13 protein-coding genes are annotated in these 16866 nt (G+C 69.9%); 12 read left to right on the forward strand and 1 reads right to left on the reverse strand.

The genetic code is table 11. The features are described 5' to 3' along the window. Positions 1–8: 8 nt before the first annotated feature. From EST92_RS13900 to EST92_RS13925, 6 genes are all read left to right on the forward strand, one after another. Positions 9–1385, forward strand: a complete 1377-nt coding sequence (locus tag EST92_RS13900) for a DUF4192 domain-containing protein (protein WP_129281261.1) — start codon at positions 9–11, stop codon at positions 1383–1385. Positions 1386–1600: 215 nt separating this feature from the next. Next, entirely contained in the window at positions 1601–3592 is a 1992-nt protein-coding gene (locus tag EST92_RS13905; RefSeq protein WP_129281244.1) for a glycogen debranching N-terminal domain-containing protein, read from the forward strand. Positions 3593–3640: 48 nt separating this feature from the next. Continuing rightward, positions 3641–4405 (forward strand): NUDIX domain-containing protein, encoded by a 765-nt coding sequence (locus EST92_RS13910; RefSeq protein ID WP_129281245.1) that lies wholly within the window; start codon positions 3641–3643, stop codon positions 4403–4405. Positions 4406–5229: 824 nt separating this feature from the next. Continuing rightward, positions 5230–6231 carry a FadR/GntR family transcriptional regulator gene (locus tag EST92_RS13915; protein ID WP_129249422.1) on the forward strand — a complete coding sequence of 334 codons (1002 nt, stop codon included), beginning with the start codon at positions 5230–5232 and terminating at the stop codon, positions 6229–6231. Positions 6232–6635: 404 nt separating this feature from the next. Further along, the gene (locus tag EST92_RS13920; RefSeq protein WP_275540880.1) at positions 6636–8189 is read left to right on the forward strand and encodes an RNA polymerase sigma factor; all 1554 of its coding nucleotides are present in this window, start codon (positions 6636–6638) and stop codon (positions 8187–8189) included. A gap of 136 nt (positions 8190–8325) precedes the next feature. Next, positions 8326–9135: a serine protease gene (locus tag EST92_RS13925; RefSeq protein WP_129281247.1), complete on the forward strand. Its 810-nt coding sequence runs from the start codon at positions 8326–8328 to the stop codon at positions 9133–9135. Between the two features lie 124 nt (positions 9136–9259). Here EST92_RS13925 and EST92_RS13930 read toward each other — a convergent pair whose 3' ends face one another. Beyond that, positions 9260–9490: a hypothetical protein gene (locus EST92_RS13930; RefSeq protein WP_003981845.1), complete on the reverse strand. Its 231-nt coding sequence runs from the start codon at positions 9488–9490 to the stop codon at positions 9260–9262. A gap of 443 nt (positions 9491–9933) precedes the next feature. Here EST92_RS13930 and EST92_RS13935 point away from each other — a divergent pair, with 443 nt between their 5' ends. From EST92_RS13935 to EST92_RS13960, 6 genes are all read left to right on the forward strand, one after another. Beyond that, a complete protein-coding gene (locus EST92_RS13935) occupies positions 9934–12054 on the forward strand; it encodes a DNA topoisomerase IV subunit B (protein ID WP_129249419.1) in 2121 nt (706 codons plus the stop codon). 156 nt (positions 12055–12210) lie between these two features. Then, positions 12211–12699 (forward strand): DUF1453 family protein, encoded by a 489-nt coding sequence (locus EST92_RS13940; RefSeq protein WP_174244013.1) that lies wholly within the window; start codon positions 12211–12213, stop codon positions 12697–12699. A gap of 30 nt (positions 12700–12729) precedes the next feature. Then, on the forward strand, positions 12730–13896 hold the full coding sequence (locus tag EST92_RS13945; protein ID WP_129281249.1) for a histidine kinase: 1167 nt from the start codon (positions 12730–12732) through the stop codon (positions 13894–13896). Continuing rightward, positions 13893–14579 carry a response regulator transcription factor gene (locus tag EST92_RS13950; protein WP_129281250.1) on the forward strand — a complete coding sequence of 229 codons (687 nt, stop codon included), beginning with the start codon at positions 13893–13895 and terminating at the stop codon, positions 14577–14579. Before EST92_RS13945 ends, EST92_RS13950 begins: the two co-directional genes overlap by 4 nt. Before the next feature lie 95 nt (positions 14580–14674). Beyond that, a complete protein-coding gene (locus tag EST92_RS13955; protein WP_129281251.1) occupies positions 14675–15196 on the forward strand; it encodes a DUF485 domain-containing protein in 522 nt (173 codons plus the stop codon). Beyond that, the gene (locus EST92_RS13960; RefSeq protein WP_129281252.1) at positions 15193–16797 is read left to right on the forward strand and encodes a cation acetate symporter; all 1605 of its coding nucleotides are present in this window, start codon (positions 15193–15195) and stop codon (positions 16795–16797) included. Before EST92_RS13955 ends, EST92_RS13960 begins: the two co-directional genes overlap by 4 nt. Positions 16798–16866: the final 69 nt, after the last annotated feature.

Below are 16866 nucleotides of genomic sequence, written 5' to 3' on the forward strand. Positions count from 1 at the left end.
GCCATGTCGTGTTCACCGCCGGCTCCTCCACCCCGTCCACCCGGTCCGGCCCCACGCACTCCTCCGCCACCTCCGACGCGGTCCCGGCGCCGCCGACCGACGCCCAGGTCACCCTCCGCAGCCCGGCCGAACTCGCCGACGCCTTGCCGTATCTCATGGGCTTCTATCCGGATGACAGCATCGTCCTGATCGCGCTGCACGGCGACCGCGGGCGCTTCGGCGGTCGGGTCAGGCTCGGCATCCCCACCGACACCGCGCAGTGGCCGGACGTCGCCGACCAGCTCGCCGACTGTCTGATCTCCGCGGGCCAGGAGCGTGACGCCCGGCCCGAGGCGATCCTCGTCTACCTCTGCCAGGAGCCCGCGGAAGGCGAGAGCGGCAAGGACGTCAAGGACCGGCTCCGGCCGCTCGCCCAACGGCTGCGTACCGCCTGCGGTGCGCTCGACGTACCGGTCCTGGAAGCCCTGTGCCTGTCCAACGGCCGCTTCTGGTCCTACTGCTGCCCCGACTTCCGATGCTGCCCCGCGGAGGGCACGCACATGGTCATGCCCGGCACGTCCGTGATGGCCGCGGCCGCCGCATACGCGGGTATGCAGGTGCGCGGCTCGCTCAAGGAGATGGAGGCCAGGCTGATGCCCCGTACCGGCAGGCGAGCCGCGGAGCAGGAGAAGGTGCTGGACGCGGCGGCCGGCGCGCTGGTGCCGCGCATGCTCGAGAGGGACGGCGCGGCGACCGTCCGGCGGGACACCCTCGACCTGGCCGGCGCCATGATCCACCGGTTCCGTCAGGACACCCCCTCGGGCAGCAACCGGGCCCGGGACGCCTGCGACGACGCGCTGATCACCGATGCCGAGGCCGCCGATCTCATCCTCGGCCTCCAGGACCGGGTCACCCGCGACCGGGCAGCGGAGTGGATGGACGGCTCGGTTGCTGCGCCGGCCCTCCGGCTCTGGCGCGCCCTCGCCCGCCGCTGCGCCGGTGGCTATGCCGAGCACGCGGCGGCCCCGCTCACCCTCGCGGGCTGGGTCTGCTGGTCCACCGAGGACGGACCGTCGGCACGCATCGCCCTCAACTGCGCCCTGTCACTCGACCCCGACTACACCTTCGCCCAGTTGCTGCACCGCGCCATCAATGAAGGCCTCGATCCGGAGCCGCTGCGCCGCTGCCTGCGCGAGCAGAACGACGCGGTGACGAGCGCCGCCGAGGATGCACCTGCGCCCGCCACAGATTCCCCGTCCACCACCAAGGAGACACGACGGCCCACCAGGCGCGGCCCGGCCGGCCGCCCCCGCGGACCTCGCGGCGGCACGGGCCCCGGCACCCGTTCGACGGACGGTCGCGGCAGGCGCCGGGCCGGCCGGGACGGCGACCGGAGCCGGCGGTGAACACGACATGGCAGCGAGGCCCGCGTGACCTGGGCGCCGGCCGGGCCGTTCACCTGAGTGGCGTAGGCCGTACGAAGCCCCGACCTCACCAGGGAGCGCAGAGCGTGCCAGGCATCGTCCCCCTCACTCAGCCGGTTCATCGACCGCCCGGCGAGCGCCGCCCGGCGCCGCCCCGGCCCCCGCAACCGCAACCCGTCCACTCCTCACTCGTCTGTGTGGCCCTCCCGGCCCTCGCGGTGTCCCCGGCGTCGGGGCAGCTGACCGGCCACGGCATGGACGGCTTCTATCGCGACGGACGGCGGGCCCTGTCCCGCTGCGAACTCCGGGTCGCGGGCGACGAACCGCTCGTCGTCCAGGGGAGGTTGAACGGTGCGGACCGGGCCCGGTTCCTCGGGACGATCCGCAGGGCGGGAGAGCGCGGACCGGACCCGGACATCCGAGTGGAACGGCTGCGCTCCGCCGACGGCACCGAGCGGATCACCTTCCACAGCAGCTCCGCGCGGCCCGTGCGGCTGCCGGTCGAGATCCGGCTGGGTACGGATCTTGCAGAGCTCGGAGCCATCGCCGTGGGCCTGTCGGGGCCGGAACGGAGAGCCACTGTCCATGGCTCCGGGCTGCGTTGGTCGGGGCCCGGTGTGCATGCGGTGGTGTCCGCGTGGCCCGCACCCCAGGACGCGCTCGCCTCGCCGGGCCTGCTGCGCTGGGAACTGGATCTGCCACCCGGCGGCCGCCGCACCATCGAGCTGCACACCGCACTGGAGCACGACACCGGAGGTCCGGCAGGCGACCGCCGCCCCGGCACGGTCCTCATCCCCGGCCCGCGCACCGGAACCGGCGTGACGCGCACGCGCAGTGCCCGCCCACCGCGGCCCTGGACGGCGGCCCGGCTCGAGTGTGACGACCACCGGGCCGACGTGCTCATGGCAGCAAGCCTCGACGATCTGCACGGCCTGGTGATGCGTGATCCGGCCGCCGCAGCGGACATCTACGTGGCCGGCGGATTCCCCTGGCGCTGTGGTCCGGCACCGGCCGAGGCGCTGTGGGCCGCGCGGATGCTGCTGCCCTTGGGCACCCGGCTCGCCGCGGGCACACTGCGGGCGCTCGCCCGTAGCCAACAAGCCGCACCAGGCGCGGATTTCGGCCGAATTCCCGGTCCGCTCCGGGACGCCGGACCGCATGCCCCGCCGAGCTGCACCGGCATCGAGGCGACCCTTCTGTTTCCCACCGTCCTCGCGGAGGCGCGCCGCTGGGGGCTTCCCGAGCAGGAGACGGAGCGGCTGCTGCCCGTTGCGGAGCGCTGCCTGCGATGGCTGAGGGCCGTCACCGATCCACCGGGGGGCAGCCGCGGCGCCTACGTCCCCGACCCCGCGCCCGACGGACCGTACCGATGCGAGACCCAGGCTCATGCCCATCGCGCCGCTCTCCTGGGTGCCGATCTCCTCGAAGCCGTCGGATCATCCGACGCTACGGCGCTCCGGGACTGGGCCGCTGACCTGCGCACCCGGTTCCGCAGGGACTTCTGGTGGGAGGACAGCGCCGGCGGTCGCCCCGCCGCCCTGCTCACCGCCGATGGGCGGCCCGTCCCGCACCTCGGCTCCACCACCGTCCATCTCCTCGACACCGGCCTGCTCGGCGGCGGGGCCCTGGCACCCGGTTTGCTGGACGCCACCCAGACCGACCAACTGGCCAGAGCACTGGAGAGCCCCGCCATGGACTCCGGATGGGGGCTGCGTGGGATGGGCACCAAGGAGAGCGGCTACAACCCGTTCGGCCACCGCAGCGGTGCGGTCCGCGTCCACGACACGGCGATCGCCGCCGCCGGACTGGCCGCGGCCGGCCATGAGCGGGCGGCCGGCGCCCTGACCAGGGGAATCCTCGATTCGGCGGACAGCTTCGCCTACCGCCTCCCAGAGATGTACGCGGGGGAGCAGCGCACCGCCGGCGGCGTCCCCGTACCGCACCCGGCCGCCTGCCGCCCCGCTGCCGTGGCGGCGGCCGGTGCGGTGCACATACTCGTCGCCCTCGCCGGTCTGCGCCCCGATGTTCCTGCCGGGACGGTGTCCGTGCGGCCGCTCGCCACCACCCCGCTCGGCGCGCTACAGCTCACCGGCCTGAGCGTGGCCGAGCAGCCGTTCGCCGTACGGGTCAGCAGACTCGGCATGGGGATGGTGGAGACGGCGGCGGAAGGTCTGCAACTGGGCTCGTGAGGTGGTGATGGGCCTGTTTATCGTCAGGCGGACGACTATGATCACGCCATGCCTCCCTACGACCCGTCGGCCTACCCGCCCTTTGCCGTCACTGTCGATCTGGTCGTGCTCACCGTGCGCCGCCACGCCCTGTGTGCGCTGGCCGTGCGGCGCGGTGAGCCGCCGTTCCAGGGCCGCTGGGCCCTGCCCGGTGGATTCGTCCGGGCCGACGAGGACCTCGAGGACGCGGCCGCGCGGGAGCTGGCCGAGGAGACCGGTCTGCACGCCCAGTCCCCGGCCGGTCCGTCACCCGTGTACGGCGCACACCTCGAACAGCTCGCCACCTACGGCGACCCCAAGAGGGACCCCCGGATGCGGGTCGTCAGCGTCGCGCATCTGGTACTCGCCCCCGACCTGCCCGCTCCCAAGGCCGGCGGTGACGCCCACAGCGCGCGCTGGGCACCGGTGGAGACCCTCCTGGGCCAGGACGACACCCTCACCCGCGAGGGCGAGCTGGCGGCTCCGCTCGCGTTCGACCACTCCCGGATCCTGGCCGACGGCGTGGAGCGCGCCCGCTCGAAGATCGAGTACTCCTCGCTCGCCACGGCCTTCTGCCCACCGGAGTTCACCGTGGGCGAGCTGCGCCGCGTGTACGAGGCGGTCTGGGGGGTGGCCCTGGATCCCCGTAACTTCCACCGCAAGGTGACCGGCACCCCCGGCTTCCTGGTGCCCACGGGCGGTACGACGACGCGTCAGGGCGGCCGTCCCGCACAGCTGTTCAGGGCCGGCGGGGCGACGCTGCTCAACCCGCCGATGCTCCGCCCCGAGGTCTGAGCGTCGCGGACAGCGCGCGACACCGAAGGGGCGAAGTTCACCCACGGTGACACGGCGAAGCATCAAGGTCGAGCAATTACGAGAAAATAGGACATATCGCGGTTACCTTGGCTGGGTGAGTCCTTACGTCGCCACGCCCGCTTCCCGCCGGGCTCATGCCCCGCAAGGGGTGTCCGGCTCACCACCGTCGGGCTCGTTCGGCGCCCCCGGCCGCCCACGCCCGCCCGCCGTCGGTGTCATGGATGTGTGGCTCCACCCGGCCGGGGCGCCGACCTGAGGACGACCAGCCCTGTCGGACCCGTAGTCGGTGGTCCTGCCCCTGCGTCCCAGTCGATGCCGCGCTCTGCGGGCCCTGGTCCGACACTGTCTTCGGTCCGCCCCTTCGCTGTTGGGTCATTGAATGTCCTGCCGTTGCGGCAAGTTGAGCGAAGCGGCTGATGGGCCCTGCCGGAGTGAAAAGAGGGGCCGGTGGTGTATTCAGTTCCGGTGTAACGGGATTGCCGGAGAATTCCCGTCAAAGTGCCTTAGGTGAGGTCGTCACGTGGCCCCTGAGGGCGGCGTCAAGGGCCCGTTCGGAATTGACCAATGCGCACCGGTTCGTGATGCGGCTCACGGCCCAACCAGCAGACAGGGCAAGGGTGTTGCCCGCACCCTTCTGGCCTGTGGTGATGCGCTCTCGGTGCGGTGCGACTGCGGCTGCTGATCGAGTAAGGCATATGTTTTGGTGCGCTGTTGTTGCGGCCGCTGTCCACAACTCGCCGTAGAGAGCGCATTTCTTTCCGATAAAGCGTCAATTCAGGGATGGGGGGCGATCACCCTTTCGTGTGCTTTTCACCAAAGACCTCAAGGGTGTTCAGGGTGTCGCCGACAACAGATGCGTGAGTACCCTTGCGCACACCATGATGACCGCGGCTCGCCCCGGCGACACCGGCCTCGCAGGCCCGGGCGAGCTTGACCGCTACCCCTACGCCAACGCGGGCAACGCCGCGAACGCCGCCAGTGCGGCCGGCCAGGACCGTGCAGAGCGCGTTTCGCAGGTCTGGGACGGCTCAGAGGCAGACATCGGCCGGGTCGGCCGTCGCGCGGCCGGCAGCCGCGGACGTGGCCTGCACGGCCAACTCGTCCAGCAGCTGGGCCAGATGATCGTCTCCGGCGATCTCGGGGCCGACCGCCCGCTCGTTCCTGAGGAGATCGGCCAGCGCTTCGAGGTCTCCCGCACCGTCGTCCGTGAGTCGCTGCGAGTCCTCGAGGCCAAGGGCCTCGTCAGCGCCCGCCCGAACGTCGGCACCCGGGTACGCCCGGTGAGCGACTGGAACCTCCTCGACCCCGACATCATCGAGTGGCGGGCCTACGGGCCGCAGCGTGACGACCAGCGCCGTGAGCTGTGTGAGCTGCGCTGGACGATCGAGCCCCTCGCCGCCCGGCTCGCCGCGGGCCACAGCCGCGAGGACATCCAGCAGCGGCTCGCCGACATGGTCGAGATCATGGGCCACTCCGCGGCCCAGGGCGACACCATGACGTTCTCCCGTGCCGACGCCGAGTTCCACTCGCTGCTGCTGCAGCTCGCCGGCAACCGCATGCTCGAGCACCTCTCGGGCATCGTCTCCGCCGCCCTCCACGTCTCGGGCGGTGCCGCCGGCGGCTGCGAGCGACCGGTCGAGACGTCCGTGGGGCAGCACATGCGGGTCGTCGACGCCATCGGTTCCGGCGACGCCACGGCGGCCGAATCCGCGATGCGCCAGCTCCTCGCCGCCCATGGCGAGGTCGCCGGACAGGGCTCCGGGACGCCTGTCGATCACGTCGTCCCCGCGCCCCGCGAGCACTGAAGGCCCGTACCCGACGGCGTACGGACGGTGGGCGCCGCGCGGCTTCCGTGTCCTGCACGCCCCTCCGGGCAGGGCACGCCGTACGCGGCGCAGGCGCAGAAGATCGCCGGATCCGGGTCGTCGACCGGATCCGGCGACAGGTCTCGGGAGGGTTGCATGTCATATGACTGGGAATGGGTCGTTATGGGGTGTGACTCGGGCCACGCAGATTGGGCGTAACACTCTTCAGGGAAGCGCGATGACTTAAGAGGTGATAGCCGAGGAGGGAATAAGAGCGGCGTGAATGACGCTGTTCAACTCCCCGGTTGCCCCTGCGCCGTCGGTCCATCCCCACCGGCGGTCGTCGGCTCCGATCCACAGTGGACGGGGTCGGAAGCCGTTTCCATCGTTCCGAGAGGTTGTTCGTGTCGGCCAGCACATCCCGTACGCTCCCGCCGGAGATCGCCGAGTCCGAGTCTGTGATGGCGCTCATCGAGCGGGGAAAGGCAGATGGGCAGATCGCCGGCGATGACGTGCGTCGGGCCTTCGAGGCTGACCAGATTCCGCCAACCCAGTGGAAGAACGTTCTGCGCAGCCTCAACCAAATCCTCGACGAGGAGGGTGTGACGCTGATGGTCAGTGCCGCAGAGGCGCCCAAGCGCACCCGCAAGAGCGTCGCAGCGAAGAGTCCGGCGAAGCGCACCGCCACCAAGACCGTCGCGGCGAAGGCCGCCACGGTCAAGAAGACCACCGCCGCCGCGACCACCGCCCCTGTGGCGGATCCGCCGGCCGGTGAGTCCGAGTCCGCGCCCGCGAAGAAGGCAGCGGCGAAGAAGACGGCCGCCAAGAAGACCGTCGCGAAGAAGACGACGGCCAAGAAGGCCACCGCCAAGAAGACCGCGTCCAAGAAGGACGTCGACGAGCTGCTCGAAGACGAGGTGACCGAGGAGACCCCGGCGCCCGGTAAGGGCGACGCTCCCGAGGCCGCCGAGGGCGCGGAGAACGCCGGCTTCGTCCTGTCCGACGACGACGAGGATGACGCCCCCGCGCAGCAGGTCGCCGCGGCCGGCGCCACCGCCGACCCGGTCAAGGACTACCTCAAGCAGATCGGTAAGGTCCCGCTCCTCAACGCCGAGCAGGAAGTGGAGCTCGCCAAGCGCATCGAGGCGGGCCTGTTCGCCGAGGACAAGCTGGCGAACGCCGACAAGCTCGCGCCGAAGCTCAAGCGTGAGCTGGAGATCATCGCCGAGGACGGCCGCCGGGCGAAGAATCACCTCCTGGAGGCCAACCTCCGTCTGGTCGTCTCCCTGGCCAAGCGGTACACCGGCCGCGGCATGCTCTTCCTGGACCTGATCCAGGAGGGCAACCTCGGTCTGATCCGTGCGGTCGAGAAGTTCGACTACACCAAGGGCTACAAGTTCTCGACCTACGCGACGTGGTGGATCCGCCAGGCCATCACCCGCGCCATGGCCGACCAGGCCCGTACGATCCGTATCCCCGTCCACATGGTCGAGGTCATCAACAAGCTCGCGCGCGTCCAGCGCCAGATGCTCCAGGACCTGGGCCGCGAGCCCACCCCGGAGGAGCTGGCCAAGGAACTCGACATGACCCCCGAAAAGGTCATCGAGGTCCAGAAGTACGGCCGCGAGCCGATCTCGCTGCACACCCCGCTGGGTGAGGACGGCGACAGCGAATTCGGTGACCTCATCGAGGACTCCGAGGCGGTCGTCCCGGCCGACGCGGTCAGCTTCACGCTTCTGCAGGAGCAGCTGCACTCGGTTCTCGACACCCTCTCCGAGCGCGAGGCCGGCGTCGTCTCCATGCGCTTCGGTCTCACCGACGGTCAGCCCAAGACCCTGGACGAGATCGGCAAGGTCTACGGCGTCACGCGTGAGCGGATCCGTCAGATCGAGTCGAAGACCATGTCGAAGCTGCGTCACCCGTCGCGCTCCCAGGTGCTGCGCGACTACCTCGACTAGTCCGGGCCCGCCCGGACAGTGCCACGAGCCCGGTCTCTCCCCGCTGAGAGGCCGGGCTCACGCATGTCCGGATGCGCAGGGTGATCGATGGCGTCACTCTGGGTATGCATGCACTGTCCCGGAGTCAGGAGTCCGTATGCGTCCCACCGCCCACGCTGCCCTTGCGGCCCTCGCGCTGGTCCTCGCCCTGCCGGCGTCGGCGGCCGCGGACGGGGTGGTGATCGGTGGCAGACCCGCACCGTTGTCGCACAGTCCCTGGGCGGTGGCGCTGGCCTCTCATGGGCGCTTCGGGGCCCAGCGCTCCGGCCAGTTCTGCGGCGGCGTCCTCGTGGGGCACTCAACGGTGGTCACAGCGGCGCACTGCCTGAGCAGAGAGGTGCTGGGCGTCTCCTGGCGGCAGGTGCGGGACCTGAGGATCGTCGTCGGACGCGACAACCTCACCGGTGGCGGGGGCCAGGAGCTCAAGCCCGCGAAGGTCTGGGTGAACCCGGGCTACAACACTTGGACGAACGACGGTGACATGGCCGTCCTCACGCTGGCCAGGCCGGTTCCGAACCGGCCCATCCCGATAGCGGGACGGCACGACAGCGCCTACCGCCCGGGGAACGCGGCCACGGTCTACGGCTGGGGGGACACCACGGGCGGGGGCAGCTATGCGTCACAGCTGCGGGCGGCGCACGTCAATGTGCTGCCCGATGCGGTCTGTGCGCGGGCCTACCCGGGCAACGCCGACGGTAGGTACCGTGCGCAGTCGATGCTGTGCGCAGGGGAGCCGACCGGCGGCAGGGACGCCTGCCAGGGGGACAGTGGTGGGCCGCTGGTCGTCCGGGGACGGCTCGTGGGGCTGGTGTCATGGGGGACCGGCTGCGGCCGGGCGGGCAGTCCAGGGGTCTATACGCGCGCCTCTGCGCTGCTCCCGGCGGTGTCCGCACACGGGGCCGGCTGATCCGCGCGGAGAGCTCTCAGGCCCGCGTGAGGACGCACAACTGCGGGCGGCCTCCCGGTGGTGCCGGGGGACCGCCCGCAAGTACGGCGCTGTGCCGCTGTTCGCTCGTCGTGGATGCGAAGTGTCAGCGTTCCTCATCGGACGCGGACGCCGGAGAAGCGGTGAGCCGCTCCGTCTCGTCCTGTATTTCCGCGGCGATCTTCTTGAGTTCTGGCTCGAACTTGCGACCGTGGTGGGCGCAGAAGAGCAGTTCTCCGCCGGACATCAGGACGACGCGCAGGTATGCCTGGGCGCCGCAGCGGTCGCAGCGGTCAGCGGCCGTCAGCGGGCTCGCGGGTGTCAGAACAGTAGTCACGTCGCCTCTTCTCTAGCTCGACGAGCTGTCGTACCAGGGTCAACATCCAACCAGGCCGAAAACGTTCCCGCTCGTGCCTTTTCCTCGAAAAAACTCTCCGAGGGGGCCGGGTGCTGCCGGGTGGCGGCGAATGAGCCGTATTGCTTGGTGGTCTGATTCACGGTGGTTGTTGGGTCTGCCCTCCCGGCTGGCTTGCCGGTTGTTGATGAGGACGTGCCCGGAGCCTAAATGGTTCATGCCTCGAAGGGAACGTGATGTGCACGTCACTGCGACGTCACCCCAACGAGGGATCGAACATGCGAGCGAAATTCTACTAGCATGAGCATGCTTACGGGTGGCGTCACATCGGCTCTACCAGGCCTCGGTACCCTCTGACCGGCGACACCGCCACAACCGAGTCCGCGGAATGCGGGCTGCCAGAAATTCAGCGAGGAGCGAACCGCGTGACCGCCGAGATGTCCGTGCCGTCCACCGCAGTGCTGACCGGGGCAGACCGGGACGGTTCCAACTACACCGCGCGGCATCTGCTCGTCCTCGAGGGGCTCGAAGCCGTCCGCAAGCGTCCCGGCATGTATATCGGCTCGACGGACAGCCGTGGCCTGATGCACTGCCTGTGGGAGATCATCGACAACTCCGTCGATGAGGCGCTGGGCGGCTACTGCGACCATATCGAGGTGATCCTCCACGACGACGGGTCGGTGGAGGTCAGGGACAACGGCCGGGGTATTCCCGTCGACGTCGAGCCGAAGACCGGCCTCAGCGGCGTCGAGGTCGTGATGACCAAGCTGCACGCCGGCGGCAAGTTCGGCGGCGGCTCGTACGCGGCCTCCGGCGGACTGCACGGCGTCGGCGCCTCGGTCGTCAACGCCCTGTCCGCGCGGCTCGACGTCGAGGTGGACCGCAGCAGCAAGACGCACTCGATCAGCTTCCGGCGCGGCGTACCCGGCATCTTCACCGAATCGGGTCCCGACGCCCCCTTCGATCCGGGCAACGGCCTGCTCAAGGGCAAGCGGATCCCCAAGACCAAGACCGGCACCCGGGTGCGCTACTGGGCCGACCGGCAGATCTTCCTCAAGGACGCCAAGCTCTCCCTGGAGACGCTGTACGCCCGCGCGCGGCAGACGGCCTTCCTCGTGCCGGGCCTGACCCTCGTCGTACGCGACGAGCGGGGCATCGACGGCGCCGGCAAGACAGAGGAGACCTTCCACTACGACGGCGGCATCAGCGAATTCTGCGAGTACCTCGCGCAGGACAAGGCCGTGTGCGATGTGCTCCGGCTGTCCGGCCAGGGCACGTTCAAGGAGACCGTCCCGGTCCTCGACGACCGCGGCCACATGACCCCGACCGAGGTCACCCGGGAGCTGGGCGTCGACATCGCGCTGCGCTGGGGCACCGGCTACGACTCGACGATCAAGTCGTTCGTCAACATCATCGCGACGCCCAAGGGCGGCACCCACGTCTCCGGATTCGAGCGGTCGATCACCAAGACCGTCAACGAGGTGCTGCGGTCGAGCAAGCTGCTGCGCGTGGCCGAGGACGACGTCGTCAAGGACGACGCCATGGAGGGCCTCACCGCGGTCGTGACCGTACGACTGGCGGAGCCGCAGTTCGAGGGGCAGACCAAGGAGGTGCTCGGCACCTCCGCCGCGTCCCGGATCGTCGCCCAGGTGGTGAGCCGGGAACTCAAGGCGTTCCTGACCTCCACGAAGCGGGACGCCAAGCAGCAGGCGCGCTCCGTCTTGGAGAAGGTCGTCGCCGCGGCCCGTACGCGCATCGCCGCCCGGCAGCACAAGGAGGCCCAGCGGCGGAAGACCGCGCTGGAGTCGTCCTCGCTGCCGGCCAAACTCGCGGACTGCCGCAGCGACGACGTCGACCGCAGCGAGCTCTTCATCGTCGAGGGCGACTCGGCGCTGGGCACCGCGAAGCTGGCGCGGAATTCGGAATTCCAGGCGCTGCTGCCGATCCGCGGCAAGATTCTCAATGTCCAGAAGTCATCCGTTTCGGACATGCTCAAGAACGCCGAGTGCGGGGCCATCATCCAGGTCATAGGGGCCGGGTCCGGCCGCACCTTCGACATCGACACCGCCCGCTACGGCAAGGTCATCTTCCTCGCCGACGCGGACGTCGACGGCGCTCACATCCGCTGCCTGCTGCTGACCCTCTTCCAGCGCTACATGCGACCCATGGTCGAGGAGGGCCGGGTCTTCTCGGCCGTCCCGCCACTGCACCGCGTCGAACTGATCAACCCCAAAAAGGGCCAGGACAAGTACATCTACACCTATTCGGACAACGAGCTGCGCCAGACCCTGCTCGAGCTCCAGCGCACGAAGGTCCGCTACAAAGACAGCATCCAGCGCTACAAGGGCCTGGGTGAAATGGACGCCGACCAGCTCGCCGAGACGACCATGGATCCGCGCCACCGCACGCTGCGCCGCATCAACATCAGCGATCTCGAAGCGGCGGAGAAGGCCTTCGACCTCCTGATGGGCAACGAAGTCGCCCCCCGCAAGGAGTTCATCACCAACTCCGCGTCCACTCTGGACCGCTCGCGCATCGACACCTGAGCCGTCCGCGGCCACCGACGGGCGTTTCTCCACCCCCGGGTGGAGAAACGCCCGTCGTCTTTTTCCACCCGGGCCCCACCCTGGCGCCGATCCGCGCGTGGGCGCCGCTCCATAGCGTCGGAGACATCGAATTCCCGTCCCATGGAGGGTCAGGTCATGAGCGGCACGCTCAACATCGTTGTGATCATCGGCGTCATCGCGCTGGTGTTCATCCGGCAGTTCGCGGCGCAGCGCATCTCGTCTGAGGGCAAGGCGTGGTGGCTGATTCCGGTCGTCCTGACGGTCATGGCGGTGCGGCAGCCCGGCCTCGTGGACCCGGTACACCACGTGGCATCAGCCGTCCTCCTGGGCCTGGAGATCCTGATCGGGCTGGCCTGCGGCGCCGGCTGGGCCTGGACGACGCGCATCTGGACGGACGAGGACGGTGCGGTCTGGACCAAGGGGAGCTGGGCGGCGGCCGGCGTGTGGCTCTGCGGCATGGTGCTGCGGGTCGGTCTCATGGGTATCGCCGCGGCCACGGGCATCCACCAGGGCAGCGCGGCCACGATGCTGTCCGTTGCTGCGATGCTGCTGACCCGGGCCGGCGTCACCACCTGGCGGGCCCAGGTAGGGCATCGGACGTACCGTGTCCCTGTGGCGGGCTGAGTCTCTTCGCACGCCGTGGAAGGGACCGTAGTGCCGCCGAACTCCTGGACGAGCTGGCCCTTGCGGGAATCGCTGTCCCGTGAGGGCGTCAGTGGCGCCCGGTTGTGGATCGGCCGGTCGGTGCGCATCGCAGTGGTGGCCGGGCTGGTGTGGACCACCCTGGTGGGGCCGGCCTTCACCGGATGGCGCCTGATGGCGTTGTGCACCGGCGTGGCCGCCACAATGCTGGCGTTCCGCGGCTTCTTCCGGACGACGCTGGCCCGTCACCTGTGGCCGTCCATCGGACTGTTCGCCGTATTGCTGGCTGCGGCCGTCGGCTTCGCATACGTGGGGGCGCGGACGCCCGCCGTCGTCCTGTGGTGCGCCTGCGCCGTCATCGCCATGGAGCGGTTGCCGATGAGCGTCGCCGTACCGTGCTCCGCCACCGCCCTGAGCGGGTACGCCGCACTGAACCACGCCAACTGGTGGGCGACCGCCGCAACAGCCGTGGGCCTGGGACTGGCCGGCTACGTCGTACGGCTGGACGCCGAGGCGCGCGGCAACACCCAGCGGCTGCTGGTGCAGGAACGGGCCGCCCGTAAGGCCGAGTCGGAATCGGCGGCGCTCGCCGAACGCGGGCGGATCGCGCGCGAGATCCACGACGTCCTCGCACACAGCCTGAGCGCCCAACTGGTGCACTTGGAGGCCGCGCGGCTGCTGATCCAGCGCAGCACCGACCTCGAGGCCGACCGTGCGCAGCTCCTGGAGCGGGTGACGGCGTGCCGGGGAATGGCCCGTGAAGGGCTGGACGGCACCCGTGAGGCGCTTTCCGCGCTGCGCGGGGAGATGATCCCGGTCGAGGACTTCCTGCGCCGCCTGACCGCCAATGAGGGCGTTCGGCTGGCTGTGGCGGGTACGGCCCGTGTCGTGCCGGCCGAGGCGGGCCTCGCGGTCCGCAGAGTCGCCCAGGAGGCGCTCACGAACGTACGCAAGCATGCCCCGGGCGCCCGGGTGAGCATGCGGCTGGAGTACGCGGCGGACGACATCGGGTTGGAGGTGCGCGACTCCGGTGGTCGCGGCACGCCCGGCGAGCTCGCGGAGAGCGGCTCCGGGTACGGTCTGCTCGGGATGCGGGAGCGCGCCGAACTCCTCGGCGGAACGCTGGAGTCCGGCCCCGACGAGGAGGGTTTCGTGGTGCGGTTGCGGGTGCCCGCATGAGGGCAGACGCGGTGACGCGGGTCGTGGTCGCCGACGACCAGACGGTGGTGCGCGAAGGAATCGTGATGCTGCTGGGGCTGCTGCCGGGAATCGAGGTCATCGGATCCGCCGCGGACGGTGAGGAAGCGGTCCGCCTCGTCGCCGAACTCACCCCCGACGTCGTCTTGATGGACCTGCGGATGCCGCGCTGCGACGGCGTCGAGGCCACCCGCCGTATCCGCGCGGGGCACCCCGGTACCCAGGTGGTGGTGCTCACCACCTACGCGGACGACGACTCGCTCTTTCCCGCTCTCCAGGCCGGCGCCCGTGGCTATTTGACCAAGGATGCCGACGGCGACGAGATCGTCCGCGCTATCGACGACGTGCTCTCGGGCGAGGCCGGGCTGTCTCCCAGGATTCAGCGCAGGCTGCTGGAGCGCTTCACGGAGCCCGTGCGGACGGCGCCGCAATCGCCCGACGTGCCCCCGGACGGACTGACTGCCCGTGAGGTGGAGGTGCTGCGGCTGGTCGCCGAAGGTCGGTCCAACCCGGAGATCGCCCGTACCCTGCATGTTTCCACCGCGACCGTGAAGACCCACATCAACAATCTCTTTGCCAAAGCGGGGCTGCGGGACCGGGCGCAGGCCATCCACTACGCGTACCGTCACGGCCTTGCGCAGCCGCCGCAACAGTCCGTCACCTGATGGGGTGAAGGGTTCGCAATGAAGAGTCCAGGATCTTCCTTTCTGTCCACTCTTGGGCCACACGGACAACAAACCCGTGCACCAAGGAGAGTTCGGTGGACAAGCAGGACGGCCGTTCGGCCGCTGAGTCAGGGGCCCTACGGCTCGACGACCCCTGGTACGACACTCTCGCCTCCGGGTGGGGCGAGCTGGGTGAGGCGGCAAAACCAGCGGGCGAGTGGGACCGCACAGGGAAGCCCGAACCGGTACCGGTACCCACGCCGGTCCCGGCAGCGGAACCACGATCCGCGCCCCACGACGAGATCTATCTGGCGGTGCAGCGAAGCACGGCTTTCCAGGAGGTGCGTCGTCGCTACCGGCGATTCGTCCTCCCCGGCACGGCGGTCTTCCTGGTCTGGTACCTCGCCTATGTGGTGGCAGCGACCGCGGCGCCGGGCCTCATGGCTCACCGCGTCGTCGGCGCCCTGAACGTCGCGATGCTCGCAGGGCTTGGCCAGTTCGCCACCACGTTCCTGCTCACCTGGGCCTATGCGCGCCATGCCCGACTGCGCAGGGACCGCGCGGCGCTCGACATCCGCTGGGAAACGCAGGAACTCACCGGGGGGAACATCCGTTGACCGGCGACCACCAGACCCTCGCACTGGTTCTGTTCAGTGTGTTCATCGCCGTCACCCTGGGGATCACGACCTGGGTGAGCCGCCGCCGGCACGGCTCCGCCGAGGAGTTCTATGCGGGCGGGAGGCTCTTCTCCCCCATGGAGAACGGATTCGCCATCGCGGGTGACTACATGTCCGCCGCGTCTTTCCTCGGCATCTCCGGCCTGATCGCTCTCTTCGGCTACGACGGCCTGCTGTACTCGGTCGGCTTTCTCGTCGCCTGGCTCGTCGTCCTCTTCCTCGTGGCCGAACTGGTCCGCAACTGCGGAAGGTTCACGCTTGCCGATGTCGTCGCCGCCCGGATGCGGGAGCGCCCCGTCCGCATCGCGGCCGGCACGGCCTCCGTCACTGTGTCCGTGCTCTATCTGGTGGCACAGATGGTGGGCGCCGGCAGCCTTGTCGCCCTCCTCCTGGGCGGGGCGAGCCAGCAGGCCCGTACCTGGATGGTGATCGGGGTCGGCGCCCTGATGGTGGTCTACGTCGCCTTCGGCGGCATGCGGGCCACAACCTGGATCCAGATCGTCAAGGCGGTACTCCTCATGGGCGGCGCCATCGCCCTGACCGTCCTGGTACTGATCCGGTTCCACGGCGACATCAACGCCCTGTTGAACACCGCCGCCGAACGCAGTGGCCACGGAAGCGACTTCCTCACTCCCGGTCTCAAATACGGCGGAGGCTGGACCGCGCGGCTCGACTTCATCAGCCTGGGCATCGCTCTGGTTCTGGGGACGGCCGGGCTGCCGCACATCCTCTCCCGCTTCTACACCGTTCCCACGGCGCGCTCCGCCCGTCGCTCCGTCGTCTGGTCCATCGGTCTGATCGGCGGCTTCTACCTGATGACGATCGTGCTCGGCTTCGGTGCCGCAGCAGTGCTGGGCAGCTCGGCCGTCCATGCGTCCAATACGGCCGGCAACACCGCCGTCCCGCTGCTCGCCCTCAACCTGGGAGGCGGCGCCGGTTCGACGGGGGGGACGGTTCTCTTCGCGGTGGTGGCTGCGGTCGCGTTCGCCACCATCCTGGCCGTTGTCGCCGGCATCACGCTCGCCTCGTCGGCCTCGGTCGCACACGACCTGTATGCCTCGCTGCGCCGCGCGCGCGGCACGGCGCAGGACGCCCAGCGTGCAGAGGTGGCCGTGGCGCGTATTGCGGCGGTGGCGGTCGGCGCGGTTGCCATCGGCCTCAGCCTGCTCGCCCAGGACCTGAATGTCGCCTTCTTGGTGGGCCTGGCCTTTGCCGTCGCTGCTTCGGCCAACCTGCCGGTCCTGCTGTACACCCTCTTCTGGCGCCGCTTCACGACCCGGGGGGCGGTCTGGTCCGTGTACGGCGGTCTGATCCCGGCGATCACCCTGGTCGTCCTCTCACCGGTGGTCTCCGGTGGCCCGGAGTCGATCTTCCCTGGACTGGACTTCGCCGTCTTCCCCCTCGACAACCCCGGTGTCGTATCGATCCCGCTGGGCTTCCTGATGGGCTGGCTGGGAACGCTGCTCTCCCCGGAGGCTGCCGAGGAGGCGCGGCATGCAGAGACGGAGGTACGGGCGCTCACGGGGGCGGGGGCGGCTTAAGGGGACCTCCGACAAGTCCAGGGGCGGGCAGGCCCTGGACTTGGAGGACACGGGCAGGACGGGCGGGTT

Source organism: Streptomyces sp. TM32 (assembly GCF_004122755.1).
Classification (GTDB): Bacteria; Actinomycetota; Actinomycetes; order Streptomycetales; family Streptomycetaceae; genus Streptomyces; species Streptomyces sioyaensis.